The organism is Streptomyces montanus (assembly GCF_005786655.1).
In the GTDB taxonomy this organism is placed as follows: Bacteria; Actinomycetota; Actinomycetes; order Streptomycetales; family Streptomycetaceae; genus Streptomyces; species Streptomyces sporangiiformans.
Map to the genome: position 1 here is coordinate 1 of NZ_VBZC01000060.1, position 21,171 is coordinate 21,171.

A 21,171-nucleotide genomic window follows, 5' to 3' on the forward strand; every position below is an offset into this window, starting at 1 on the left:
GCCCGCGACGTCCCGGCCCACGCCGGAACGGGTCGCCGCGGGCCAGGGCGACCGTCTCGCCGCCGGTACGCCGCCCGGGCCGGGCTCGTCCGCGTATCCGCCGGTGCCGCCCGTCGCGCCGGGCGGCATGGGTGGAGCGACCGGGGCAACCGGTGCGCCCGGTGAGGCCGCGCCCACGCCCCCGCCCACGACACCGCCCGAGAAGCCGCGCGGGACCTTTCCGCCGGACCCCGAATCTCCGCACCACCGGGCCCAGTGAGCCGCATCGCGCCACACACAGAACCGTCGCCGTCGCCCGGGCCATTTGCCGCCCGTGGCGACGGCCCTTTTCTGTCCGGACGGGGCTTGTCGCCCGTGAGATCCGGTGCGCCGTCGAAGCAACGGCGGCCGGTGCCGCGACGTCGCAGGTCAGCGCGTCGGGGGCGAGGTGCCGAGCCGCCAGGTCGTCCGACGACACCCCTTCGAACCAGCCGAAGGCACGTTCCGAAGGGCGCGCCGCCGATGCGTGCCTGCGGCTGCGCGTGTAGCCGCCGTTCGCCGCAGCCCCACGCCCGGCCGGCCGGTGTGGGGACCGGGCGAAGTGAGCGTGGCGTCGGTCTCCCTCCCTCGGGGCACTTGCCATGCGGCCGCGGCGGCTCGCCGCGGCCGATGTGCTCGGCCCAGACGGTCGGGAGAGGAGACACCGTCTGAGCCGAGAGCTCTCGACCGGTCCGCCGACCGGTGCGCGGGCGTCAGCGGACCCCGTCCGCCAGCTGCGGCAGCACCTTGGTGCGGTAGAAGTCGAAGAAGCCGCGCTGGTCGGGGCCGATCTGATTGACGTAGACCCGGTCGAACCCGGCGTCCACGAACGCGGAGAGGGCGGCCACGTGCTGGTCGACGTCGTCCCCGCACACCACGTTCCGGCTCACCATGTCCTCGGTGATCAGCGGCTTCAGCTGCTCGAAATGGCTCGGCGAGGGCAGCACCTGGCCCATCTCGCCGGGCAGCAGGTGGTTGAACCAGAGTCGGTGGACCGTGCGTACGGCCTCGTCCCGGTCCTGGCCGTAACAGACCTTCGTACCGCCGCTGACCGGCTCGGCGCCCCCGCCGCCCGATGGGGGTCCCCCCACGCCCTTAAGGCAGTGGGGGAGGAACTGCTCCACCATCGACTCGTCCGGCATCATCGTGATGTAGCCGTCGCCGACCCGGGCCGCGAGCGCGGTCGCCTGCGGTCCGAAGCCCGAGATGTCGATCGGGACGGGCTCGTCCGGGACCGTGTAGAGGCGGGCGTTCTCGACCGTGTAGTGGGCGCCGGAGTGGTTGACCTCCTCGCCGCTGAACAGGTGGCGTATCACCTGGATCGCCTCCTCCAGCATGTCCAGGCGGACGTGCGCGGGCGGCCAGGCGTCACCGAGGATGTGCTCGTTCAGGGCCTCGCCGCTGCCGACGCCGAGCCGGAAGCGGCCGTTCGTCATCACCGCGCTGGTCGCCGCGGCCTGCGCCACCACCGCCGGGTGGGTCCGCACGGTCGGGCAGGTGACCGCCGTCTCGATCGGCAAAGACACGGCCTCGGAGAGTGCCCCGATCACGGACCACACGAAGGGGCTCTGGCCCTGCGCGTCGTTCCACGGGTGGTAGTGGTCCGAGATCCACAGCGACTGGAAACCTGCCTGCTCGACCATCCTCGCCTGCTCGACGAGGTCGGCGGGACCGAACTCCTCGGTCGACAGGAAGTAGCCGTATTCGACCATGGGGGCACCTCCGCGACGGGCCGGGTCGGGGTCCTCGTCCGGGTATCCCCGGGCCCCCGCGCGAAACGCCACCGCCCCGGCGTACGGGCGCCACTGTCGAGGACGGCCGACGTTTGGGTGCCTGGGCCAGGGGGACGCGGAAAGCCCGTACGAGCGACCCCGCCGGAGGAGCACTATGAGTCGACCCCGCGTCGTGATCGTCGGTGCCGGATTCGCCGGTTACCGAACGGCACGCACCCTGTCCCGGCTGGCCCGGGGCAGGGCCGACATCATCCTGCTGAACCCGACGGACTACTTTCTGTATCTGCCCCTGCTGCCCCAGGTGGCCGCCGGGGTGCTCGAACCGCGCCGTGTCACCGTCTCGCTGACCGGCACTCTCAAGGACGTACGGCTGGTGCTCGGCGAGGCCGACGGCATCGACCTCGACGCACAGACCGTGCACTACAGCGACGCCGAGGGCGGCGTGGGCACGCTGTCGTACGACCGTCTCGTGCTCGCCGCCGGCAGCGTCAACAAGCTGTTGCCCATCCCCGGTGTCGCCGAGCACGCGCATGGCTTCCGTGGCCTGCCCGAGGCGCTGTACCTGCGCGACCACGTCACCCGTCAGGTGGAGCTCGCGGCGGCCGACGACGACCCGAAGGCCTCCTCCTCGCGGTGCACCTTCGTGGTGGTCGGCGCCGGCTACACCGGCACCGAAGTCGCCGCGCACGGGCAGCTGTTCACCGATGCGCTGGTACGCAAACAGCCCCTGCGCCAGGGCATGCGCCCGCGCTGGCTGCTGCTCGACATCGCCTCACGTGTCCTGCCGGAACTGGACGAGCGGCTCTCGCGCACCGCCGACAGCGTGCTGCGGGCGCGCGGCGTCGACGTCCGCACCGAAACCTCCGTCAAGGAGGCGACCCCGACCGGAGTACAGCTCAGCGACGGGGAGTTCATCGACACCCGGACCCTGGTGTGGTGCGTCGGCGTACGTCCCGATCCACTGGCGGAGACGCTCGGGCTGCCCATGGAACGCGGCCGCCTGCTCGTCGACCCCCACCTTCAGGTGCCGGGCCACCCCGAGGTGTTCGCGTGCGGCGACGCGGCAGCGGTGCCGGACCTGGAGAACCCCGGCCAGTACACGCCGATGACCGCACAGCACGCCTGGCGGCAGGGAAAGGTCGCGGGTCACAACGTCGCCGCCTCACTCGGCGGCGGCAGCCGTCGCGCCTACCGCCACCGCGACATGGGCTTCACCGTCGACCTCGGCGGGGTGAAGGCCGCCGCCAACCCGCTCGGCGTTCCGCTGTCCGGGCCGCTCGCGGGCGCCGTCACCCGCGGCTACCACCTGGCCGCGATGCCCGGCAACCGGATCCGGGTGGCCGCCGACTGGCTCCTGGATGCGGTACTGCCGCGCCAGGGCGTGCAGTTGGGCCTGGTCCGCTCCTGGTCCGTGCCGCTGGACACCTCGTCTCCCGAGCTGGCGCATGTCCCGGGGAGGTCCGAACGTCCGAGCCCTGCGGAAGGAAAGTCATGAAAAGCCGTCAACTCACCGACCTGGGCCAGCAGCTGCGTGTCGACAGCGTCCGCGCGGCGGCCGCTGCGGGCTCTGGGCACCCCACCTCCTCGATGTCCGCCGCCGACCTCATGGCGGTCCTCCTCGCCCACCATCTCCGCTACGACTTCGACCGGCCCGCCCATCCCGGCAACGACCGTTTCGTCCTCTCCAAGGGGCATGCCTCGCCCCTGCTGTACGCCACGTACAAGGCGGCGGGGGCGATCAACGAGACCGAGCTGATGACCTTCCGTAAACTCGGCAGCCGGCTCGAAGGGCATCCGACCCCCCGCCGACTGCCGTGGGTCGAGACGGCCACCGGCTCGCTCGGGCAGGGGCTGCCCGTGGGCGTCGGCATCGCGCTGTCCGGCAAGCGGCTCGACCGGGTCGGCTACCGGGTGTGGGTGCTGTGCGGCGACAGCGAGATGGCCGAGGGCTCCGTGTGGGAGGCGGCCGAGCACGCCGGGCACGAGCACCTCGACAATCTCACGGCGATCGTGGACGTCAACCGGCTCGGGCAGCGTGGCCCGACCCGGCACGGCCACTCCCTCGACGCGTACGCGCGCCGCTTCCAGGCCTTCGGCTGGCACACGATCGAGGTCGACGGCCATGACGTGGACGCCGTCGACCGCGCGTACGGCGAGGCCGTCTCCACGATCGGACAGCCGACCGCGATCATCGCCCGCACCTTGAAGGGCAAGGGAGTCGAGGCCGCCCAGGACCGCGAGGGGCTGCACGGCAAACCGCTGCCCGACCCCGACGAGGCGATCGCGGAACTCGGCGGCATACGCGACATCCGCGTCGAGGTCCAACCTCCGCCCGCCGCACGGATGTTGCACGCCGTACGGGCCGGCCATCTGGAGCTGCCGCGCTTCGAGCTCGGTGACCGGGTCGCCACCCGCGACGCCTTCGGCCAGGCACTCGCCGCGCTCGGCGCGGCGCGCGGCGATGTCGTCGCCCTCGACGGCGAGGTGAGCGACTCGACGCGCTCCGAGTTCTTCGCGAAGGAACACCCCGACCGGTTCTTCGAGTGCTACATCGCCGAGCAGCAACTCGTCGCCGCCGCCGTGGGGCTCGCCGCACGCGGCTGGGTGCCGTACGCCTCGACCTTCGCCGCGTTCTTCACCCGGGCCCATGACTTCATCCGCATGGCGTCCATCAGCGGCAGCGGCATCAACCTCGTCGGCTCGCACGCGGGCGTCGCGATCGGCCAGGACGGGCCCTCGCAGATGGGCCTGGAGGACCTGGCGATGTTCCGCGCCCTGCAGGACTCGACCGTCCTCTACCCGTGCGACGCCAACCAGACGGCCCACCTCGTCGCCGCGATGGCGGGCTGCGAGGGGATCCGCTATCTGCGGACCTCGCGCGGAGCGTCACCGGTCATCTACGGGCCGAACGAGGACTTCCCCATCGGGGGCAGCAAGGTGCTGCGCGTCTCCGCCCAGGACCGGCTGACCATCGTCGCCGCCGGGGTGACGGTGAACGAGGCCCTGGCCGCCGCGGACCTGCTCGACAGGGAAGGCATCCCCGTCCAGGTCATCGACCTCTACTCCGTCAAACCCGTCGACCGCGGCACCCTGCGCGACGCCGCCGAACACACCGGCTGCCTGCTCACCGTCGAGGACCACCGCGAGGAGGGCGGCCTCGGCGACGCGGTCCTCGACGCCTTCCTCGACGGCCGCCCGACCCCCCGTCTCGTCCGCCTCGCCGTGCGCACCATGCCCGGCTCGGCCTCGCCCGAGGAGCAGCTGCACGCCGCGGGCATCGACCGGGAGTCGATCGCGGTCTCGGCGAAGCTGCTGGTGGATCAGGCGGTCGTGCGATAAGAGCGGCCATCGGCGTACGCGTACGGAGGGAATGACCATGGGCGGCACGACAACCGGGGGCACGACGACTGTGCGGGCCGGCCGGCGCACCGTGGAGCTGCACCGCCCCGGCAAGGTGCTCTTCCCGGGCGACGGGCGCAACAAGGAGTACACCAAGGAGGACCTCGTCGCCTACTACCGGACCGTGGCACCGTTCATGCTGCCGCATCTGCGGGGGCGGCCGCTGATGCTGGAGCGGCACCCGGACGGGCTCGACGGGCCCCGGTTCATGCAGAAGAACCTCCAGGACCACGATCCGGACTGGATCAGCCGCATCGAGGTGCCCAAGGAGGGTGGCACCGTCTGCCACCCGGTGTGCGACGACACCGCGACCCTCGTCTACCTCGCGGACCAGGCCTGTGTGACGCTGCACCGCTGGCTGTCCCGCGTCGACGGGATCGACCGGCCCGACCGCATGGTCTTCGACCTCGACCCGGCCGGCGACGACTTCGACTCCGTGCGCCGGGCGGCCCGGTGGCTCGGCGAGCTCCTCGACCGGATCGAGCTGCCGTCCGCGCTGATGACCACCGGCTCACGCGGCCTGCACGTCGTCGTGGCGCTCAATGGACACCACGACTTCGACGAGGCACGCGAGTTCGCGAGGGACGTGGCCGGGACGCTCACCGCCGAGCACCCCGACGCACTCACCACGGCCGCCCGCAAGAAGGACCGCGGGAACCGGCTCTACGTGGATGTGCAGCGCAACGCGTACGCGCAGACCGCGGTCGTTCCCTTCACCGTCCGGGCCAGGCCCGGCGCCCCGGTGGCCACGCCCATCAGCTGGGGACAGCTGGACGACCCGGAGCTGGGCCCTCGCCGCTGGACCATCGACGACGCCGTCGACCAGGCCCGTACCGACCCGTGGTCCGGGCTGCTGCGCCGCGGGCGGGCGCTCGGCCCTGCCCGGCGCAGGCTCGACGCGCTGCCTGGCTGAGCCGCGAGCTTTCTCAGGTTTGGGCAACTCTCCTCAGGCCACCCGGAGTTGGAGGGGGCCTATGACGAACTTACCCAAACCGCAAGAGGTGTTGCAGGAGGCACGCGCCCAGCTCGCCGAACTCACCGGCATGGCAGCCGAGTCTGTGTCGTCCTTCGAACGCACCGAGGACGGCTGGACGTTGGAGATCGAGGTCCTGGAACTCCCCAGGGTTCCCGACACGATGAGTCTCCTCGCCAGCTATCAGGTGACTCTCGACCCGCAGGGCGATCTCACCGGCTATCGGCGCGTCCGCCGCTACGAACGCGGGAGGTCCGACGCACACAGGCCCGGCGGCCGCTAGGCCGCCGTCCCGCGAGGCCTCAACACCAGACAAGCCAGACAGGCCAGACAAGCCAGAGAAGGAGGACCGGTCGTCATGACCGTCGTCCCAGCACAGCAGCAGACCGGCGGCGGAGGCGGCAGCAGCGGCCTCTACGACGTTCTGGAGCTCATCCTCGACCGGGGGCTCGTCATCGACGCGTTCGTTCGGGTTTCCCTGGTCGGCATCGAGATCCTGAAGATCGACGTCCGCGTGGTCGTCGCCAGTGTCGACACCTATCTGCGGTTCGCCGAGGCGTGCAACCGGCTCGACCTGGAGGCCGGGCCGCGCAAGAGCCCCGGCTTACCCGACGTGGTCGGCCAGATCACCGAGTCCGGCGCGCACGGCAAGTCGAAGGGGGCGCTGTCCGGCGCCGCCGAGACCGTCTCCGACGCCTTCAAGCAGGCCAGGGAGGAGGGCCAGGCCGAGCCCCGGCCGCGTGCCCGTAAGGCCACCGCGCGCAAGAAGGAGGAGCAGGAGTGAGCACGTACGTCTACGGCATCGCCGCCGACACGCATCCCGCGCTCCCCGACGGCATGGGCGGCGTCGGCGATCCGGCCCGCCCGGTGCGCATCGTCAAGGAGGCCGGCCTCGCCGCGATCGTCAGCGACGCCCCCGAAGGGCTGCGCCCCAAGCGCAAAGAGCTGCTCGCCCACCAGAACGTGCTGGCCGAGGCGGGCGCGGGCGGCGCGCTGCTGCCCATGCGGTTCGGCAGCGTCGCACTGGACGACGCGGCCGTCACGGGGGTGCTCGGCGAACGCGCGGAACACTACAAGGAGCGCCTCGACGCGCTCGCGGGCAAGGTCGAGTACAACGTCAAGGCCAGCCACAACGAAGAGGCCGCGCTGCACCGCGTGATGTCCCAGAACCCGGAGATCAGGGCGCTCGCCGAGGCCAATCGTCAGGCGGGCGGCGGCAGTTACGAGCAGCGGCTGCGCCTCGGCGAGATGGTGGCGTCCGCACTGAAGGCCCGCGAGGCGGAGGACGCCGTCGATCTGCAGCACACCCTGGAACCGGCCGCCGACGCCGTGAGCGTGGGACCCGAGTCCACCGGCTGGCTGGCCAACCTGTCGTTCCTGGTGGAGCGCGAGTCGGCCGAGGTGTTCCTCACCGCCGTCGAACAGGTCCGCAAGGGGCATCCGCATCTCGACGTCCGTGTCAACGGGCCGCTGCCGCCCTACAGCTTCGTCGAACCCGGACCGTCCGAGCCCGCCGAGACGGGGGCCATCCAGGCGGGGCCCGCCGAGACGGGGCACTGAGCGCATGGGACTGATCGGAGAGGTACTGCTGCTGCCGTTCGCACCCGTGCGCGGCAGCTTCTGGACCATCAGACAGGTGCTGGCCGAGGCCGAGCGCCAGTACTACGACCCGGCCGCCATCCGCGCCGAACTCGCCCTTCTCGAGCAACGGCTCGAGGCGGGCGAGATCGACGACGCGGAGTTCGACCGCCGGGAGGACGAGCTCCTCGACCGGCTGGAGACAGGTCTGGGCAGGAGCGCGGGACGAGGCAACGGGACGACATGATGAACCGAGTGGGACTGGGCCTCGCGGTAGGGGCCGGATACGTCCTCGGACGTACGAAGAAGATGAAGCTGGCGTTCGCCGTCGGCACCCTCGTGGCCGGCCGGCGGATGCGGCTCAGCCCGCGGATGCTTGTGGACGTGGTGGATCAGCAACTGCGGAACAATCCGCAGTTCAAGGAGGTCGGCGACCAGCTGCGCGAGGAACTGCGCGGAGTGGGCAAGGCGGCGTCCGGAGCGCTGGTCGAGCGGCAGATCGGGGCCCTGGCGGACCGGCTGCACGGCCGGACCGCGGAGGTCCGCGAGCGCATCGCCGGCGTCGCACCGGACGTGCCGGGGTTCGAGGACGAGGAGGTCTTCGAAGGCTTCGGAGACTTCGAGGAACCGGAAGACCGCGAAGAAAGCGAAGAACGCGAAGAACCTGATCAGGCTTCGCCGGACGAGGCCCCCGCCAAGAAAGCCCCCGCCAAGAAGGTCGCGGCGAAGAAGGCGCAGAGCAAGAAGCCCGTCAAGAAGATGGCGGCGACGGCCCCCGCCAAGAAGGCGGCGAGCAAGAAGGTGGCGGCGAAGACCGCCAAGAAGGCGCCCGGGAAGAAGACGGCCGCCGCACAGGACTCTGCGCGCCGTACCACGCGCCGCCGGGCCGCCGAGGGAGGTCGCGACGATGACTGACACCCTCAAGACCGCGACGGAACAGACGACGAAAGGCAGCGGCCTGGGCGGCGTCGCTCAGAGCGAGGCCGCCGACCGCCTCAAGGCGGAGCTCCAGGAGTATGCCGCGGCCCAGGCCCAGCGCCTGCTGATCGGCTTCGGTCGCAGGCTGGGCGAGTCGACCGTCAAGCTCAACGACATCGCCGAGGGCAACAGCCCCGGCTTCGCACGCCTCGCCCTGGACGGTGGACGCAAACTCACCGAGGGCAAGGGGCCGTTGCGCAGCGCCCTCGAAGTGGGCGCCTCCCGCGCCAAGGAGCAGGTACGCGACACGCTCGAGAACCTGCGCGGAAGCAAGGGCAAGGGCAAGGGCAAGGGCAAGGGCAAGGGCAGGAGCAAAGGCGGTGCGGGCAGGAAGCCCACCGTCATCATGGAGTACGTCGACGTCGGGGTGCCGCTGCGCACCGCGTACGACCAGTGGACCCAGTACCAGGAGTTCAGCACCTTCGCGAAGGGTGTGAAGAACGCGAACCGCGCCGACGACACCACCTCGGACTGGCAGCTCAAGGTCTTCTGGTCCAGCCGTAGCTGGAAGGCCCACACCACCGAGCAAGTGCCCGACGACCGCATCTCCTGGACATCGGAGGGCGCGAAGGGCACGACGAAGGGCGTCGTCTCCTTCCACCCGCTCGCCGAGAACCTCACCCGAGTCCTGCTGATCATCGAGTACTACCCCACGGGCCTGTTCGAGAAGACGGGCAACCTGTGGCGCGCACAGGGCCGCAGGACGCGCCTCGACCTCAAGCACTTCGCCCGCTACGTCACCCTCCGCGGCGAGGCCGGCGACGGCTGGCGCGGCGAGATCCGCGACGGCGAGGTGCTGCGCACCCATGAGGACGCGGTCGCCGAGGAAGCCGACGAGGGGGAAGACGCGTACGCGTACGAGGCCGAGGAGGCGGAAGAGGGCCCGTACCCCGAAGATGAGGATGAGGAGTACGCCGAAGAGGAGGAAAGGGAAGAAGAGGAAGAGCCTGAAGAGGCGGAAGGTGACGAGCCGGAGGACGAATACGAGCCCGAGGACGAATACGAGCCCGCCGAGCACGGGAGCTCCCGATGACGACCCCCGGACGGTACCCCGAGCCCTACGGGCGGGACAGCAGCGCCAACCTTGCCGACATCCTGGAGCGGGTGCTGGACAAGGGCATCGTGATCGCGGGCGACATCCGCATCAACCTGCTCGACATCGAACTGCTCACCATCAAGCTGCGACTCATCGTCGCCTCCGTCGACAAGGCGAAGGAGATGGGCATCGACTGGTGGGAGTCCGACCCCGCGCTGTCCTCCAGTGCGCGCCGGGACGAACTGGCCCGCGAGAACGCCGAGTTGCGCGCGCACGTCGCCGAATTGGAGGGCGGGCGCGCACCACGCACGGAACCACGCGTGGAAGCCGCCACGGAACCACGCGCGGAAGAGGAGGCCTCATGAGCGGTCTGCGCTATGTCTACGCCATCTGCCGCCCCTTCGGCAGCACCCTTCCCGCCCAGTTGACGGGCGTCGCGGGCGTGCCGCCCAAGCAGCTGACCCACCACGGCCTGATCGCCATCGTCAGCGCCGTACCGGAGGAGGACTTCGCCGAGGAGCCGCTGCGCGCCCACCTGGAGGACCTGGACTGGCTCACCGAGACCGCGCGGGCTCACCACAGCGTGATCGACGCGCTCACCGTGGTCACCTCGCCCCTGCCGCTCCGGCTCGCCACCGTGTTCCGGGACGACAGCGGCGTACGCACGATGATGGAGGCCCATGAGGAGGCCTTCCTGCGGACGCTCGACCGGCTCGACGGGCGGGTGGAATGGGGCGTGAAGGTCTACGCGGAATCCGAAGAGACGCCCGAAGACACTTCCTCGGAAACGCCCGTTTCCGAGGAACGGCCGCATCCCGTGAAAAGCGGAAGTGGACGCGACTATCTGCGGCAGCGTCGTCGGCAACGTCGAGCCCATGAGGAGAAATGGGAGCGTGCCGAGGAATTCGCCCGCAGACTGCATGGCGCCCTTTCCCGGTTCGCGGAGGACACCCGGATTCACGCGCCGCAGAAAGCGGCGCTTTCCCGTGCCTCCGGTCACAATGTGCTCAATGCTGCCTATCTCGTACCGCGTTCTGATTCAGAGGAATTCGTGGAACTGGTGGACCGCACGAAGGACGAGGAGCCGGGCCTGCGGGTGGAACTCACCGGCCCCTGGGCCGCGTACTCGTTCAGTGGCTCCTTCGGCGCCCCCGAGGAGGAGGCCGGCCCGTGACCGTCGTCGAACGCCGTGAGATCGCCCTCGTGGACCTGCTCGACCGGCTGCTCGCGGGCGGGGTCGTCATCACCGGAGACCTCACTCTGCGGATCGCGGACGTCGATCTCGTACGCATCGACCTGAACGCGCTCATCAGCTCGGTGAACGAGCAGGTCCGCTCGCCCTGGCAGGAGGTGCCGTGACCACGCCCCGAAAGAGCCGTCAGGACGGTCGGGACGGTCAGGACCGTCAGAGCCGTCAGAGCCGTCAGAGCCGTCGGAACCGTCTGGACCTCGACCCGGACACGGTGGAACGCGATCTCGTCAAGCTCGTGCTGACCGTCGTCGAGCTGCTGCGGCAGTTGATGGAGCGGCAGGCGGTGCGCCGCTTCGACACCGGGGAATTGTCGGAGGACCAGGAGGAGCGGATCGGGCTGACCCTGATGCTTCTCGACGACCGCATGGCCGAACTGCGCGACCGCTACGGCCTGCGGCCCGAGGACCTCAATCTGGACCTCGGGCCGCTCGGACCACTGTTACCCCGGGAGTAGGCTTCCGCTACACCGGGAACAGGCTTCGAAGAAGCCTCGAATACCGTGGAATGCCGACTACCAGCGATACCACCGTGACCTGGTCCCGGTTGCGGTCGTTCCGCGTACCAGGAATCCCAGCAGCCATACGACAAGAACCACCAGGGCGATCCACCAGAGCAGTTTCACCGCGAATCCGGCGCCGAACAGCAGCAGCGCCAGAAGCAGTACCAGCAGGATGGGAACCATAATGTGAAACCTCCTGCTGTACGGGTTTCCCGGAGTGCGGGAATCAGGCAGGCTTTCGGCAGAGAATTTCTCCGTGCAGGACGGAGAACCAGGCTTCCTCCTGCCGTCCCCATTCCCGCCAGGCCTGCGACACGGCGCGCAGTTGCTCGGGCGTCGCGTGGCCGCCCGCCGTCGCACGGTCCGCGTACGCGGAGGCGAGCGTGCGGTCGGCCCACAGGCCGCTCCACCACGCGAGCTCCTCGGCGGTGGCGAAGCACCAGGTGCTCGACGAGGCGGTGATGTCGGTGAAACCGGCCTCCAGCGCCCAGGACTTGAGCCGCCGCCCGGCGTCCGGCTCACCGCCGTTGTCGCGGGCGACGCGCAGATACAGGTCCAGCCAGTCGTCCATGCCGGACGGGCGCGGGTACCAGGTCATCGCCGAGTAGTCCGAGTCGCGCACGGCGACGTATCCGCCCGGCTTGGTGACCCGGTACATCTCGCGCAGCGCCCGCACCGGGCCACCCACGTGTTGCAGGACCTGATGCGCGTGGACGACACAGAAGGAGTCGTCCGGGTAGTCCAGCGCGTGCACGTCCGCGACCGCGAACTCGACGTTCTCCAGGCCTCGTTCGGCGGCCGTGGCCCGGGCCCGGTCCAGGATGTCCGGCGCCTGGTCGACCCCGGTGACCCGTCCGTCGGGGACCAGTTCCGCCAGGTCGGCGGTGATGGTGCCGGGCCCGCAGCCGATGTCCAGAACCGTCATGTGGGGCTTCAGCGAACCGAGGAGGTACGCCGCCGAATTGGCGGCCGTGCGCCAGGTGTGCGAGCGCAGCACGGACTCGTGGTGGCCGTGCGTGTAGACGGCGGTCTTCTTCGACACGGCGTCCCCTTCCGTTGTGGCGATACCCGTGGAATCACCGTACGCCGCCGTGTCGAATAATGAGATACGCGTCTTGCAATGCGGACGGCAGGACGGACGGACTGGCTGGCTGGCTGGCTGAACTGAACTGGTGATCGGAGAGGGGCCAGTGATGATCAGCGAGAGGGAAGCGGCCGGTAGACGGTCAGCGCCTCGGGGAGTTTCTTGAGTGTCAACTCGCCTTCCACCGTGGTGACTTCGCCGTCGTACGCCAGGAGGGTGCCGGGCGAGATGCCGTCCACATGGAGCCTGCCGACTCGTACCGCCGCGTGCACGGGGGAGCGGGTCAGCGGTCCCGCGACGGCCGCGGCGAGGAGCCGGGCGGCGGGTTTGCGGCCCCCGTGCACGACCCGTACGTCCAGCCGGCCGTCCGCGAGGTCGAAGCGGCGGCCGGGCGCCAGCCCCATGCGGTGGTACGTGCCGTTGCCGGCGAACAGCAGCCACAACGGGCGCTCGCTGCCGCGGAATTCGGTACGCAACGGATGCCGGTCCGCGCGCAGCACACGCAGGGCCGCGAGCACCCCGGCGGGCCAGCCGCCGATCCGCCGCGACCAGCGCTCCCGCTCGTGGACCAGCTCGGGGTAGACGCCCAGGCTGCAGGTGTTGAGGAACAGGCCCTCGACGGTGCCGGAGGAGAAGTGGCCCACGTCCACCCGTACGGCGTCGCCCTCCTGGAGGGCCCGGCACAGGTCACCCACGTCCTCCACGCCCACGTCGTGCGCGAAGTGGTTGAGCGTGCCGCCGGGCAGCACCGCGAGCGGGAGGCCGTGGCGCAGGGCGACCTCGGCCGCCGCGTTCACCGTGCCGTCGCCGCCGCACACGCCCAGTACCTCGGCCCGGCTTGCCGCCTTCTCGAACTCGGCGCGAAGATCGGCCGCCTCGCACTCCACGATCTCGGCGTGCGGCAGCGCCGCGTTCAGGGCGCGGACCGCCTCCGGGGTGCCCGCCTCCTTGTTGGCTACGAGGACCAGGCCCTGCCCGTCCGGGAGTGCGGGCGCGTCCACATGCGGGCGGCCCGGGGACGGCAGCTGGTCGCGGGTCGGCACGACGCCGCGTACGGCGTAGGCGGCGCCCACGCCGAGTGCCGCGCCGACGAGGACGTCACTGGGGTAGTGGACGCCGGTGTAGACCCGGGACAGGGCGACCGCGGCGGCGACCGGGGCGACCGCCGCGCCCAGCGGCCGGGACTCCAGGGCGACGCCCGCCGCGAAGGCCGCGGCCGACGCGGAGTGCCCCGACGGGAACGAGGTGGTGATCGGCTGCCGCTTCAGCTGACGGATCATCGGCACCGCGTCGAGCAGCGGGCGCGGGCGCCGCACCGAGCGCTTGCCGAGCGTGTTGATGGTCGCCGAAGCCAGGGCGAGCGAGGCGACGCCCCGGGCGGCGGCGCGGCGGGCCTTCGGCGAACGCGTCGCCGCGAGGGCCGTCGCCGTGGCGAACCACAGCACTCCGTGGTTGGCGCTGCGGCTCAGCCGCGGCAGGAGGTGATCGGCGCCCGGCCAGTGCCGGGTCGCGACGGAGTCGAAGAGGCGGCAGTCCACGGCCAGCAGCCGGTCACGCAGGGCATGGCCGGATTCGGGCACGGTGAGGTCTACATCTGCGGTCATGGAACTGCGAGTACCCCGGCGGGCCCCGCATCGCGCATAACCGTTTGCCGCTCACCCCGGCTCACCCGGACAATGCGCAACCATGGGACATCTGGAAGCGGCGCACCTCGAGTACTACCTCCCCGACGGGAGGGCGCTGCTCGGCGATGTGTCCTTCCGGGTGGGCGAAGGGGCAGCGGTCGCGCTGGTGGGCCCCAACGGCGCCGGGAAGACGACCCTGCTGCGGCTGATCGCGGGGGAGCTGAAGCCGCACGGAGGCACCGTCACGGTAAGCGGCGGGCTCGGGGTGATGCGCCAGTTCGTGGGATCCGTACGCGACGAGACGACCGTGCGCGAGCTGCTCGTGTCGGTCGCGCCGCCCCGGATCCGCGAGGCGGCCCGCGCCGTGGACGCCGCCGAACACACCATCATGACCGTCGACGACGAGGCCGCCCAGCTCCAGTACGCGCAGGCGCTCGCCGACTGGGCCGAAGCGCGGGGCTACGAGTCCGAGACGCTGTGGGACATCTGCACCATGGCCGCGCTCGGCGTGCCGTACGAGAAGGCGCAGTGGCGTCAGGTGCGGACGCTGTCCGGCGGCGAGCAGAAGCGGCTCGTGCTGGAGGCGCTGCTGCGCGGCACCGACGAGGTGCTGCTGCTCGACGAGCCGGACAACTACCTCGACGTGCCCGGCAAGCGCTGGCTGGAGGAGCGGCTGCGGGAGACGCGCAAGACCGTCCTGTTCGTGTCCCACGACCGCGAACTCCTCTCCCGCGCCGCCGAGAAGATTGTGAGCGTGGAGCCGGGACCGGCGGGCGCCGACGCGTGGGTGCACGGCGGCGGGTTCGCCACGTACCACGAGGCAAGGCGCGAACGCTTCGCGCGCTTCGAGGAGCTGCGGCGGCGCTGGGACGAGAAGCATGCCCAGTTGAAGAAGCTGGTGCTGAATCTGCGGCAGGCGGCCACGATCAGCCACGAGCTGGCCTCGCGGTACCAGGCCGCGCAGACCCGGCTGCGGAAGTTCGAGGAGGCCGGCCCGCCGCCGGAGCCGCCCCGCGAGCAGGACATCAGGATGCGGCTCAAGGGCGGCCGTACCGGCGTAAGGGCCGTCACCTGCCAGGGACTTGAGCTCACCGGGCTGATGAAACCCTTCGACCTGGAGGTCTTCTACGGCGAGCGCGTCGCCGTACTGGGATCCAACGGCTCCGGCAAGTCACACTTCCTGCGCCTGCTCGCGGGCGGCGAGGTGGCGCACACGGGAGCGTGGAAGCTCGGCGCGCGCGTGGTGCCCGGCCACTTCGCGCAGACGCACTCCCACCCCGAACTGGAGGGGCGCACGCTGCTCGACATCCTGTGGACCGAACATTCCCAGGACCGCGGCGCCGCGATGTCCCGGCTGCGGCGCTACGAGCTGACCGCCCAGGCCGAGCAGCGCTTCGACCGGCTCTCCGGCGGTCAGCAGGCCCGTTTCCAGATTCTCCTGCTGGAACTGGAGGGGGCCACGGCCCTGCTCCTCGACGAGCCAACCGACAACCTCGACCTGGAGTCGGCCGAGGCACTCCAGGAGGGCCTCGAGGCGTATGAGGGCACCGTCCTCGCCGTCACCCACGACCGCTGGTTCGCGCGCTCCTTCGACCGGTACCTGGTGTTCGGCAGCGACGGCAGGGTGCGGGAGACGGCGGAGCCGGTGTGGGACGAGCGGCGCGTGGAGCGCGCCCGGTAGCCGGGTAGTCCGGTAGCCCGGCAGCCACTGGGCTGCCGGGCTACCGGGGAGCGAGACGGCTCGGCCTGGGACCGCCAGGACCGCTGAAGCCGCCAGGAGCTGGAGCCGCTAGGACCAGCGCAGCAGGGCTCCCAGGCCCCCCACCGGAGCGTCCTCGGGCCCGGCGGCCGTCACCGAAAGGGCGGGTGCGCCCGTCGCCACCACGGACCGCAGCAGCGCGTCGTCCGCCCGCGCCGACCAGGGGCGCGGCTCGCCCAGCGGCTTCGTCTCCGTGCGCCGCAGTCCCAGCTGGTCCGGGTTCTCGCCGACCCACACCTCCCGGTGCGTTTCGGACCCCTCCGGGCGGATCAGCAGCTCGTCGATCCGGTGCTCCCGGGCCGCCTCGATCAGCGCGGGTACGCCCTCGACGGCGCCGATGTGTCCGTCCGCGTCCGGTGCCCGGGCCGCCTTGAACCGCCGCAGTTCCTCGGCCGCCCTGCGGTGTACGTGCTCCGCACGGGCCCGTTCCACCTCCTCGTCCAGGAGCCGGCTGCCGGTCCCGGACCGGGTCTCCACCGTGCGGTCGTGCAGCCGCTGCGGCAGCCGTTCGTGCACGGACCGGCGTTCGCGGTCGTCGCCGACGAGGATCAGCAGGTCCGCCCGGGTCTCCTCCTGGCAGACGGCGAGCGCGTCGGCGATCTCGGCGGCGTTGTGCTCCCAGGTGTTCTCCACCCTGAGCTGGAAGTGCCGCTCCGACCAGTCGGCCGTGCTCGTACGGTGTATGGGCCACTGCCGCCCCGCCACCGAGCCCGCGCCCCGGCTGCCCAGCGCGCTGCGGAGCTCGAAGTCGGCGCCACGCCGGTCGATGTACGCCACTACGCACACCGGGTCCTCACCGGCCAGGTCGAGCAGTGGCGCGGTGTGCGGGAGCGCCGACCAGTCGGTGGACAGGGCGCCCGGCGGGGACGCGGCCAGCGGAGGATCGAGGAGGACCTCGCCGCCGGTCGCGAACAGGGCCCTGCCGTGTGGATCGCCGGAGTGCCGCAGCTCGCTCAGCGCGTCGCGCACGGCCCGGCAGGTGGGCTCGTCCGCGCCCTGCTCGGCCAGCCGGTCGGCTGCCGCCTGTGCCGTCAGTGTCCGCTCGTGTGGGGTGGCCTCCGTGTGCCGGGAGGTGTCGACGTATACGGAGGCCCAGGGTCCCGGATGTTCGTACAGTGGGTGGAGAAAGGCGAGATCCATGGCTCCCTCCCGGGTGCCGCTCGGGATGTGCTTGCGCCGGGCGGGTACCCGGACCCGTACCGAAGGAACCGATGATCGGGGTACCACGATGACCGGAGTCGACCCGGGCCTTTTGGACGACCAGCAACTGATGAAAGAGCTGGAGACGATCCACCGCACGCGCCACGACACGCTGCTGTACGGCTCGAACGACGCGCTGCGCACGCACAACGTGCGGATGGCGCAACTGGAGGGGGAGTATCTGCGCCGTCACCCGCGCCGCCCGGTGGCCGTGGGCAGGACCCGCTCTGGCGCCCGAGAGCGCCAGCCGGGCTGCGAGGCCTGACCGTCACCTTTCGGCTCCGCCGGCCGACCTCGCGTTTCGGCTCGGCCCTCTGACAGACGCCCATCGGCTCCGCCGCCTGACCCGTGCGTACCTGACCCGTGCGTATGGGCGGTCCGCGCAGCCCGTCTGAACAGGCGTAACCGGCCCGGCCATCTGAACGCCGCGTACTGGTGACGTCGATGAACGGGCCGGTGTGCCGGCGGTCAGTGGCGGCGCTTCCAGAACTCGGGCAGGAGCGCGTCGCAGAACGCCTTGAGGTCGGCGGGCTTACGGCTCGTGATGAGCGTTCCGGGTGCGGCTTCGCAGACGTGGACCGTCTCGTCGACCCATGTGCCGCCCGCGTTGCGGATGTCCGTGCGCAGACTCGGCCACGACGTGAGGGTGCGACCGCGGACCACGTCCGCCTCGACGAGCGTCCACGGCGCGTGGCAGATCGCCGCGACCGGCCGGCCCTGCTCGAAGAACTCACGTACGAACGACACAGCCGTCTCGTCCATGCGCAGCGCGTCCGGGTTGGCCACGCCGCCCGGGAGCACCAGACCGGCGAAGGAGTCCACCGAAGCGTCGCGAACGACCTGCTGTACGGGGAACACGTCGGCCTTGTCGAGATGGTGGTACGCCTGGATCCGACCGGGTTTCGTCGACAGCAGGAGGGGCTCGGCGCCCGAGTCGTGGACCGCCGACCAGGGCTCGGTGAGTTCGACCTGCTCGACGCCCTCCGGCGCCATCAGAAACGCGATCCGCATCACTTTCCACGTCCTTTCCCGGCGCGTCCCGCGCCGCACTCAGGCGGTGAGGTTGTGCGGCCAGTCGTCCGGAGCGGCGCGGGTGATCTCGGCCAGGGCGGAGTCCGGGTCCTGGGACACCGCGAGATCCCCCAGGCTGACCATGCCGACCGGGTTGCCATTCTCGACGACCGGCAGACGGCGGATGGCGTGCTCGCGCATCAGCTCCACGGCGGTCGAGACCGGGTCGTTCGGCCCGATCACCACGAGGTTCGGCGTGCACACGGTCTGAGCGCTCACCGTGAGCGGGTCCACGCCGTCCGCGACCGCACGCAGCGTGATGTCGCGGTCCGTCAGGACCCCGAAGACGATCTGGTCGCCGGCGACCAGAACATCGCCGATGTCCTGAGCGCGCATGAGTTGTGCCGCTTCGACGAGCGAGGCGTCGGGGCGGACCGCGACGACGTCCGGCGTCATGACTTCCCTGACGAAATCAGCCATGCTCTGGGCCTTTCCTGTCCTGCGTTCCCTGCGTTTCCCGGTCATGCCGTTCTGGGACACCTCGGCGGGGTGTCGCCCGCAGTACCCCCGACGCGGCGGCCCATGCGTCCGCCACCGTTATTCGCGCGGTGCGCGCTCGGCGGTCGCGTTGCGCAGGAGCGCTTCGGCCAGTTCCTGAGCGTTGGTGTAGCGCGTCCTCCTCGGCAGCCGCTCCACCGGTTCCACCAGCCCGTCGGGCGCATGCCGGCTCCGCAGGATGCCGCTCAGTTCGCGGGGGCTCGCGGGGAAGGAGGTGCGGCCCAGGTGCCGCGCCAGTTCCAGGCGCAAGTCCGCCACGGAGCCCGGGGTGCCCGGGGCGCCCCCCGGCGTGACCGGCCCGCCCGCAACCAGCGGGTCGTCGTCGGCGGTCGGCTCCGGATCGTGCCACTCCTCCGTCCGGGTCGGGTGGCCCGACCTGAGCAGACCCTGCAGTTCATGCTTCATCTCCTCGTCCTTGTGGACGCTGAGCCGGTCACTGCCTCGCTGCATGACTCCCTCCAGATGATCGGGGTGGACCCCCGTGTACCCGCGCCTCCGACATCGACACGGAGGGTTTGCGCCGCAGCGGTCTGGAGACTCGATCGCCACCCCCCATCAAGATTCCTCTGGGGAAGGACGGGACCATGGCGGTGTTCGCTGTGATGATCCCGGTCCTGATGCTCGGAGTCGTCGTGGCACTCGGCCGTTACGAGGAGTGGCTCCTCCCATCGGCCGAACACTCCGACGACACCGAACCCGTGGCTCTGAGCCACTGAAACTGAACAGGACCGGACGGAACCGGCCCCCGACGCCGCGGAATGCGCCGGGGGCCTCCCATGCGGCGGAACGCAGAGCTGTACGTCCTGCCGCAGGTCACGTCAGCCGCAGTAGCCCGGAACTCTTTTCTGCGCATCCCTGCTGCCGCCAACGCTTTAGCCGTGGAGGCTGTCGCGTATCAGCCCTCGGTTCACGAGTGTCGCAAAGAGCGTGGCGCGAAGGTTCCCCCGGTGACTAGCTGGAGCCCGAGGTGGATCGCCCCTGGTCGGCTGGTCGGTGTGGTGAGCCGACGCGATCTGCTGGGGGCCCTGATCCGTGACCATGCCGAGATCCGGGCCGAGGTCGAGTCCCTGGTCGGTCAGCACCTGCTGGATCCGCGCGCTGTCGAGGTCACCGTGGAGAACGGCGTGGTGACCATGGCGGGAAGACTGGACAAGGCGCTTGTCCCCGAACTGCTCGCATCGGTAGACCTTGACCAGGGTGTACAGGCCGTAGAGGACACGTCGTAGTGCGGCCTGCCGTTCGTCGTCGAGCCCCTCCCGGTCCACCGCCTCGCGCAGTGTGCCCAGCGCGCATACTGCTGACGTTCATGGAGCCGGGGCCGCCCGCTTCTTGCGGGCCCGAATTGCACGGTGCGCGGTTTCGCTCCGCTTCGCCATGTCTTCTTGTGGCCCTCGGCTCCTGTCGGCCGGGCGGTTTCACTCGCGGTGCAGCACCACTTTGAGGGCGCCCGTGGTGGTGCCGCGTGCGAACACCTCATAGGCGTCCTCCATCCGGTCGAGGCCAAAGGTGTGGGTGACCAGCTGGGAAACAGGCAGGCGTCCGTACCTCACCAGCTCCAGCAGCCACGGTGTGGAGGAGGTGTCCACCTGGCCGGTGCTGATCGTCACGTTCTTGCGCCACAGTGCTTCGAGATGAAGCGTGGCCGGCTTGCCGTGCGTGCCGATGTTGGCGATGTGTCCACCCGGACGTACGACCCGTGTACACAGGGCGAAGCCCTCCGGATCTCCGGCGGCCTCGATGACCACATCGGCGCCGGGCCCGTCGGCGAGATCGGCGATCAGCCGTCCGGGCACTTCGGCGGAGTCGGCACCCAGTCGGTGGGCGGCTTCCAGCCGGGGGGAGGACAAGTCCACCGCGATGATTCTCCGCGGTGAGTAGATCCGGGCGATGATGACCACGGCGAGTCCGACAGGACCGGCGCCCACGACCACGACGGTGTCTCCCGGGCCCACGTGTCCGTTCCGCACCCCGACCTCGTAGGCGGTGGGGAGGACTTCGGCGAGCAGGACGGCGTCCTCGAGCGCCAGAGCGCCGGGCCGTCGGCGCGTGGAGTAGTCGGCGAACGGGACCCGTACGAACTCGGCCTGTGTTCCGTTGATCAGATTCCCGAGGACCCAGCCCCCGCCGCCCCCACACTGTCCGAACATGCTGTCCCGGCAGAACTGACAGCGGCCGCAGGCCGAGACGGACGACACGATCACCTGATCGCCCGGAGTGATGGAGTGGACCTCGCTGCCGACGTTCAGCACCTCGCCGACCGCCTCGTGGCCAAGGACTGTTCCCGGCTTCACCTCGGGCAGGTCTCCGCGCAGGATGTGCAGATCAGTGCCGCAGATGGTGGTGGCGTCGACGCGTACGACGGCGTCGCCAGGGTCCTCGATCGCCGGATCCGTGACCGTGTCCCAGGAGATCTGTCCGGGCCCGTGGTAGACGAGGGCTCGCATGGTCACCCACTCCCTGGCTGACTC

General features: G+C 70.7%; 26 protein-coding genes and 1 pseudogene. 18 read left to right on the forward strand and 9 right to left on the reverse strand.

What is annotated here, in order from left to right:
* Positions 1–259, forward strand: a pseudogene (locus FE633_RS47530) (phage holin family protein); the annotation flags it as partial.
* Between the two features lie 472 nt (positions 260–731).
* Here the strand turns inward: FE633_RS47530 and FE633_RS37370 are convergent.
* Positions 732–1,730: an LLM class F420-dependent oxidoreductase gene (locus tag FE633_RS37370; protein WP_138049611.1), complete on the reverse strand. Its 999-nt coding sequence runs from the start codon at positions 1,728–1,730 to the stop codon at positions 732–734.
* Positions 1,731–1,905: 175 nt separating this feature from the next.
* Here FE633_RS37370 and FE633_RS37375 point away from each other — a divergent pair, with 175 nt between their 5' ends.
* The 13 genes from FE633_RS37375 to FE633_RS37440 all read left to right on the forward strand — a co-directional run bounded on the left by FE633_RS37375 (position 1,906) and on the right by FE633_RS37440 (position 11,421).
* The gene (locus tag FE633_RS37375; RefSeq protein ID WP_138049612.1) at positions 1,906–3,246 is read left to right on the forward strand and encodes an NAD(P)/FAD-dependent oxidoreductase; all 1,341 of its coding nucleotides are present in this window, start codon (positions 1,906–1,908) and stop codon (positions 3,244–3,246) included.
* A complete protein-coding gene (locus FE633_RS37380; protein ID WP_138049613.1) occupies positions 3,243–5,090 on the forward strand; it encodes a transketolase in 1,848 nt (615 codons plus the stop codon). The genes FE633_RS37375 and FE633_RS37380 overlap by 4 nt, the downstream gene beginning before the upstream one ends.
* 37 nt (positions 5,091–5,127) lie before the next feature.
* Positions 5,128–6,063 carry a non-homologous end-joining DNA ligase gene (gene ligD / locus FE633_RS37385; RefSeq protein ID WP_171060286.1) on the forward strand — a complete coding sequence of 312 codons (936 nt, stop codon included), beginning with the start codon at positions 5,128–5,130 and terminating at the stop codon, positions 6,061–6,063.
* A 61-nt stretch (positions 6,064–6,124) separates the two neighbouring features.
* Complete coding sequence (locus FE633_RS37390; protein WP_138049615.1) at positions 6,125–6,406, forward strand: gas vesicle protein GvpO; 282 nt, start codon at positions 6,125–6,127, stop codon at positions 6,404–6,406.
* A gap of 75 nt (positions 6,407–6,481) precedes the next feature.
* Positions 6,482–6,907, forward strand: coding sequence for a gas vesicle structural protein GvpA (locus tag FE633_RS37395; RefSeq protein WP_138049616.1), 426 nt, complete (start codon positions 6,482–6,484; stop codon positions 6,905–6,907).
* Positions 6,904–7,683 carry a GvpL/GvpF family gas vesicle protein gene (locus FE633_RS37400; protein WP_138049617.1) on the forward strand — a complete coding sequence of 260 codons (780 nt, stop codon included), beginning with the start codon at positions 6,904–6,906 and terminating at the stop codon, positions 7,681–7,683. The genes FE633_RS37395 and FE633_RS37400 overlap by 4 nt, the downstream gene beginning before the upstream one ends.
* Before the next feature lie 4 nt (positions 7,684–7,687).
* Entirely contained in the window at positions 7,688–7,948 is a 261-nt protein-coding gene (locus FE633_RS37405; protein ID WP_138049618.1) for a gas vesicle protein GvpG, read from the forward strand.
* Entirely contained in the window at positions 7,948–8,616 is a 669-nt protein-coding gene (locus FE633_RS37410) for a DNA primase (RefSeq protein WP_138049661.1), read from the forward strand. The genes FE633_RS37405 and FE633_RS37410 overlap by 1 nt, the downstream gene beginning before the upstream one ends.
* The gene (locus tag FE633_RS37415; RefSeq protein WP_138049619.1) at positions 8,609–9,712 is read left to right on the forward strand and encodes an SRPBCC family protein; all 1,104 of its coding nucleotides are present in this window, start codon (positions 8,609–8,611) and stop codon (positions 9,710–9,712) included. The genes FE633_RS37410 and FE633_RS37415 overlap by 8 nt, the downstream gene beginning before the upstream one ends.
* The gene (locus FE633_RS37420; protein ID WP_138049620.1) at positions 9,709–10,080 is read left to right on the forward strand and encodes a gas vesicle protein; all 372 of its coding nucleotides are present in this window, start codon (positions 9,709–9,711) and stop codon (positions 10,078–10,080) included. The genes FE633_RS37415 and FE633_RS37420 overlap by 4 nt, the downstream gene beginning before the upstream one ends.
* The gene (locus FE633_RS37425; protein ID WP_138049621.1) at positions 10,077–10,889 is read left to right on the forward strand and encodes a GvpL/GvpF family gas vesicle protein; all 813 of its coding nucleotides are present in this window, start codon (positions 10,077–10,079) and stop codon (positions 10,887–10,889) included. Before FE633_RS37420 ends, FE633_RS37425 begins: the two co-directional genes overlap by 4 nt.
* Positions 10,886–11,074, forward strand: a complete 189-nt coding sequence (locus FE633_RS37430; protein WP_119104977.1) for a gas vesicle protein — start codon at positions 10,886–10,888, stop codon at positions 11,072–11,074. The genes FE633_RS37425 and FE633_RS37430 overlap by 4 nt, the downstream gene beginning before the upstream one ends.
* A gap of 83 nt (positions 11,075–11,157) precedes the next feature.
* Positions 11,158–11,421 carry a gas vesicle protein K gene (locus FE633_RS37440; RefSeq protein ID WP_138049662.1) on the forward strand — a complete coding sequence of 88 codons (264 nt, stop codon included), beginning with the start codon at positions 11,158–11,160 and terminating at the stop codon, positions 11,419–11,421.
* 57 nt (positions 11,422–11,478) lie between these two features.
* Here FE633_RS37440 and FE633_RS37445 read toward each other — a convergent pair whose 3' ends face one another.
* The 3 genes from FE633_RS37445 to FE633_RS37455 form a co-directional block, all read right to left on the reverse strand.
* Positions 11,479–11,649, reverse strand: a complete 171-nt coding sequence (locus FE633_RS37445) for a hydrophobic protein (RefSeq protein ID WP_119104979.1) — start codon at positions 11,647–11,649, stop codon at positions 11,479–11,481.
* A gap of 43 nt (positions 11,650–11,692) precedes the next feature.
* Positions 11,693–12,508: a methyltransferase domain-containing protein gene (locus FE633_RS37450; RefSeq protein WP_138049622.1), complete on the reverse strand. Its 816-nt coding sequence runs from the start codon at positions 12,506–12,508 to the stop codon at positions 11,693–11,695.
* Positions 12,509–12,663: 155 nt separating this feature from the next.
* On the reverse strand, positions 12,664–14,154 hold the full coding sequence (locus FE633_RS37455; protein ID WP_138049623.1) for a bifunctional phosphatase PAP2/diacylglycerol kinase family protein: 1,491 nt from the start codon (positions 14,152–14,154) through the stop codon (positions 12,664–12,666).
* Between the two features lie 82 nt (positions 14,155–14,236).
* On the opposite strand from FE633_RS37455, the gene FE633_RS37460 reads away from it, so the two are divergent.
* The gene (locus FE633_RS37460; RefSeq protein ID WP_138049624.1) at positions 14,237–15,856 is read left to right on the forward strand and encodes an ABC-F family ATP-binding cassette domain-containing protein; all 1,620 of its coding nucleotides are present in this window, start codon (positions 14,237–14,239) and stop codon (positions 15,854–15,856) included.
* Between the two features lie 108 nt (positions 15,857–15,964).
* On the opposite strand, the gene FE633_RS37465 is transcribed toward FE633_RS37460, so the two are convergent.
* Positions 15,965–17,074, reverse strand: a complete 1,110-nt coding sequence (locus FE633_RS37465; protein WP_138049625.1) for a baeRF2 domain-containing protein — start codon at positions 17,072–17,074, stop codon at positions 15,965–15,967.
* Positions 17,075–17,162: 88 nt separating this feature from the next.
* Here FE633_RS37465 and FE633_RS37470 point away from each other — a divergent pair, with 88 nt between their 5' ends.
* Entirely contained in the window at positions 17,163–17,399 is a 237-nt protein-coding gene (locus FE633_RS37470) for a DUF6158 family protein (RefSeq protein ID WP_246114008.1), read from the forward strand.
* Between the two features lie 203 nt (positions 17,400–17,602).
* On the opposite strand, the gene FE633_RS37475 is transcribed toward FE633_RS37470, so the two are convergent.
* The 3 genes from FE633_RS37475 to FE633_RS37485 all read right to left on the reverse strand — a co-directional run bounded on the left by FE633_RS37475 (position 17,603) and on the right by FE633_RS37485 (position 19,153).
* Positions 17,603–18,145, reverse strand: coding sequence for a type 1 glutamine amidotransferase domain-containing protein (locus FE633_RS37475; RefSeq protein WP_138049626.1), 543 nt, complete (start codon positions 18,143–18,145; stop codon positions 17,603–17,605).
* Between the two features lie 39 nt (positions 18,146–18,184).
* The gene (locus tag FE633_RS37480) at positions 18,185–18,625 is read right to left on the reverse strand and encodes a CBS domain-containing protein (protein ID WP_138049627.1); all 441 of its coding nucleotides are present in this window, start codon (positions 18,623–18,625) and stop codon (positions 18,185–18,187) included.
* Positions 18,626–18,742: 117 nt separating this feature from the next.
* Entirely contained in the window at positions 18,743–19,153 is a 411-nt protein-coding gene (locus FE633_RS37485; RefSeq protein WP_138049628.1) for a DUF2795 domain-containing protein, read from the reverse strand.
* Between the two features lie 134 nt (positions 19,154–19,287).
* Here FE633_RS37485 and FE633_RS49365 point away from each other — a divergent pair, with 134 nt between their 5' ends.
* Both FE633_RS49365 and FE633_RS37490 read left to right on the forward strand, forming a co-directional pair.
* The gene (locus FE633_RS49365) at positions 19,288–19,419 is read left to right on the forward strand and encodes a hypothetical protein (protein WP_281291318.1); all 132 of its coding nucleotides are present in this window, start codon (positions 19,288–19,290) and stop codon (positions 19,417–19,419) included.
* 231 nt (positions 19,420–19,650) lie between these two features.
* A complete protein-coding gene (locus FE633_RS37490) occupies positions 19,651–19,929 on the forward strand; it encodes a hypothetical protein (protein WP_138049629.1) in 279 nt (92 codons plus the stop codon).
* A 189-nt stretch (positions 19,930–20,118) separates the two neighbouring features.
* On the opposite strand, the gene FE633_RS37495 is transcribed toward FE633_RS37490, so the two are convergent.
* Positions 20,119–21,147, reverse strand: coding sequence for an alcohol dehydrogenase catalytic domain-containing protein (locus FE633_RS37495; protein WP_138049664.1), 1,029 nt, complete (start codon positions 21,145–21,147; stop codon positions 20,119–20,121).
* Positions 21,148–21,171: the final 24 nt, after the last annotated feature.

What these genes read in the sequence shown, in the direction of transcription:
- FE633_RS37465 (WP_138049625.1), bottom strand. Translation starts at nt 17,074, where the DNA reads ATGGATCTCGCCTTTCTCCACCCACTGTACGAACATCCGGGACCCTGG.
- FE633_RS37375 (WP_138049612.1), top strand. Translation starts at nt 1,906, where the DNA reads ATGAGTCGACCCCGCGTCGTGATCGTCGGTGCCGGATTCGCCGGTTAC.
- FE633_RS37470 (WP_246114008.1), top strand. Translation starts at nt 17,163, where the DNA reads ATGACCGGAGTCGACCCGGGCCTTTTGGACGACCAGCAACTGATGAAA.
- FE633_RS37425 (WP_138049621.1), top strand. Translation starts at nt 10,077, where the DNA reads ATGAGCGGTCTGCGCTATGTCTACGCCATCTGCCGCCCCTTCGGCAGC.
- FE633_RS37460 (WP_138049624.1), top strand. Translation starts at nt 14,237, where the DNA reads ATGGGACATCTGGAAGCGGCGCACCTCGAGTACTACCTCCCCGACGGG.
- ligD (WP_171060286.1), top strand. Translation starts at nt 5,128, where the DNA reads ATGGGCGGCACGACAACCGGGGGCACGACGACTGTGCGGGCCGGCCGG.
- FE633_RS37445 (WP_119104979.1), bottom strand. Translation starts at nt 11,649, where the DNA reads ATGGTTCCCATCCTGCTGGTACTGCTTCTGGCGCTGCTGCTGTTCGGC.
- FE633_RS37390 (WP_138049615.1), top strand. Translation starts at nt 6,125, where the DNA reads ATGACGAACTTACCCAAACCGCAAGAGGTGTTGCAGGAGGCACGCGCC.
- FE633_RS37410 (WP_138049661.1), top strand. Translation starts at nt 7,948, where the DNA reads ATGAACCGAGTGGGACTGGGCCTCGCGGTAGGGGCCGGATACGTCCTC.
- FE633_RS37380 (WP_138049613.1), top strand. Translation starts at nt 3,243, where the DNA reads ATGAAAAGCCGTCAACTCACCGACCTGGGCCAGCAGCTGCGTGTCGAC.
- FE633_RS37415 (WP_138049619.1), top strand. Translation starts at nt 8,609, where the DNA reads ATGACTGACACCCTCAAGACCGCGACGGAACAGACGACGAAAGGCAGC.
- FE633_RS37395 (WP_138049616.1), top strand. Translation starts at nt 6,482, where the DNA reads ATGACCGTCGTCCCAGCACAGCAGCAGACCGGCGGCGGAGGCGGCAGC.
- FE633_RS37370 (WP_138049611.1), bottom strand. Translation starts at nt 1,730, where the DNA reads ATGGTCGAATACGGCTACTTCCTGTCGACCGAGGAGTTCGGTCCCGCC.
- FE633_RS37475 (WP_138049626.1), bottom strand. Translation starts at nt 18,145, where the DNA reads ATGCGGATCGCGTTTCTGATGGCGCCGGAGGGCGTCGAGCAGGTCGAA.
- FE633_RS37495 (WP_138049664.1), bottom strand. Translation starts at nt 21,147, where the DNA reads ATGCGAGCCCTCGTCTACCACGGGCCCGGACAGATCTCCTGGGACACG.
- FE633_RS37405 (WP_138049618.1), top strand. Translation starts at nt 7,688, where the DNA reads ATGGGACTGATCGGAGAGGTACTGCTGCTGCCGTTCGCACCCGTGCGC.
- FE633_RS37480 (WP_138049627.1), bottom strand. Translation starts at nt 18,625, where the DNA reads ATGGCTGATTTCGTCAGGGAAGTCATGACGCCGGACGTCGTCGCGGTC.
- FE633_RS37420 (WP_138049620.1), top strand. Translation starts at nt 9,709, where the DNA reads ATGACGACCCCCGGACGGTACCCCGAGCCCTACGGGCGGGACAGCAGC.
- FE633_RS37455 (WP_138049623.1), bottom strand. Translation starts at nt 14,154, where the DNA reads ATGACCGCAGATGTAGACCTCACCGTGCCCGAATCCGGCCATGCCCTG.
- FE633_RS37485 (WP_138049628.1), bottom strand. Translation starts at nt 19,153, where the DNA reads ATGCAGCGAGGCAGTGACCGGCTCAGCGTCCACAAGGACGAGGAGATG.
- FE633_RS49365 (WP_281291318.1), top strand. Translation starts at nt 19,288, where the DNA reads ATGGCGGTGTTCGCTGTGATGATCCCGGTCCTGATGCTCGGAGTCGTC.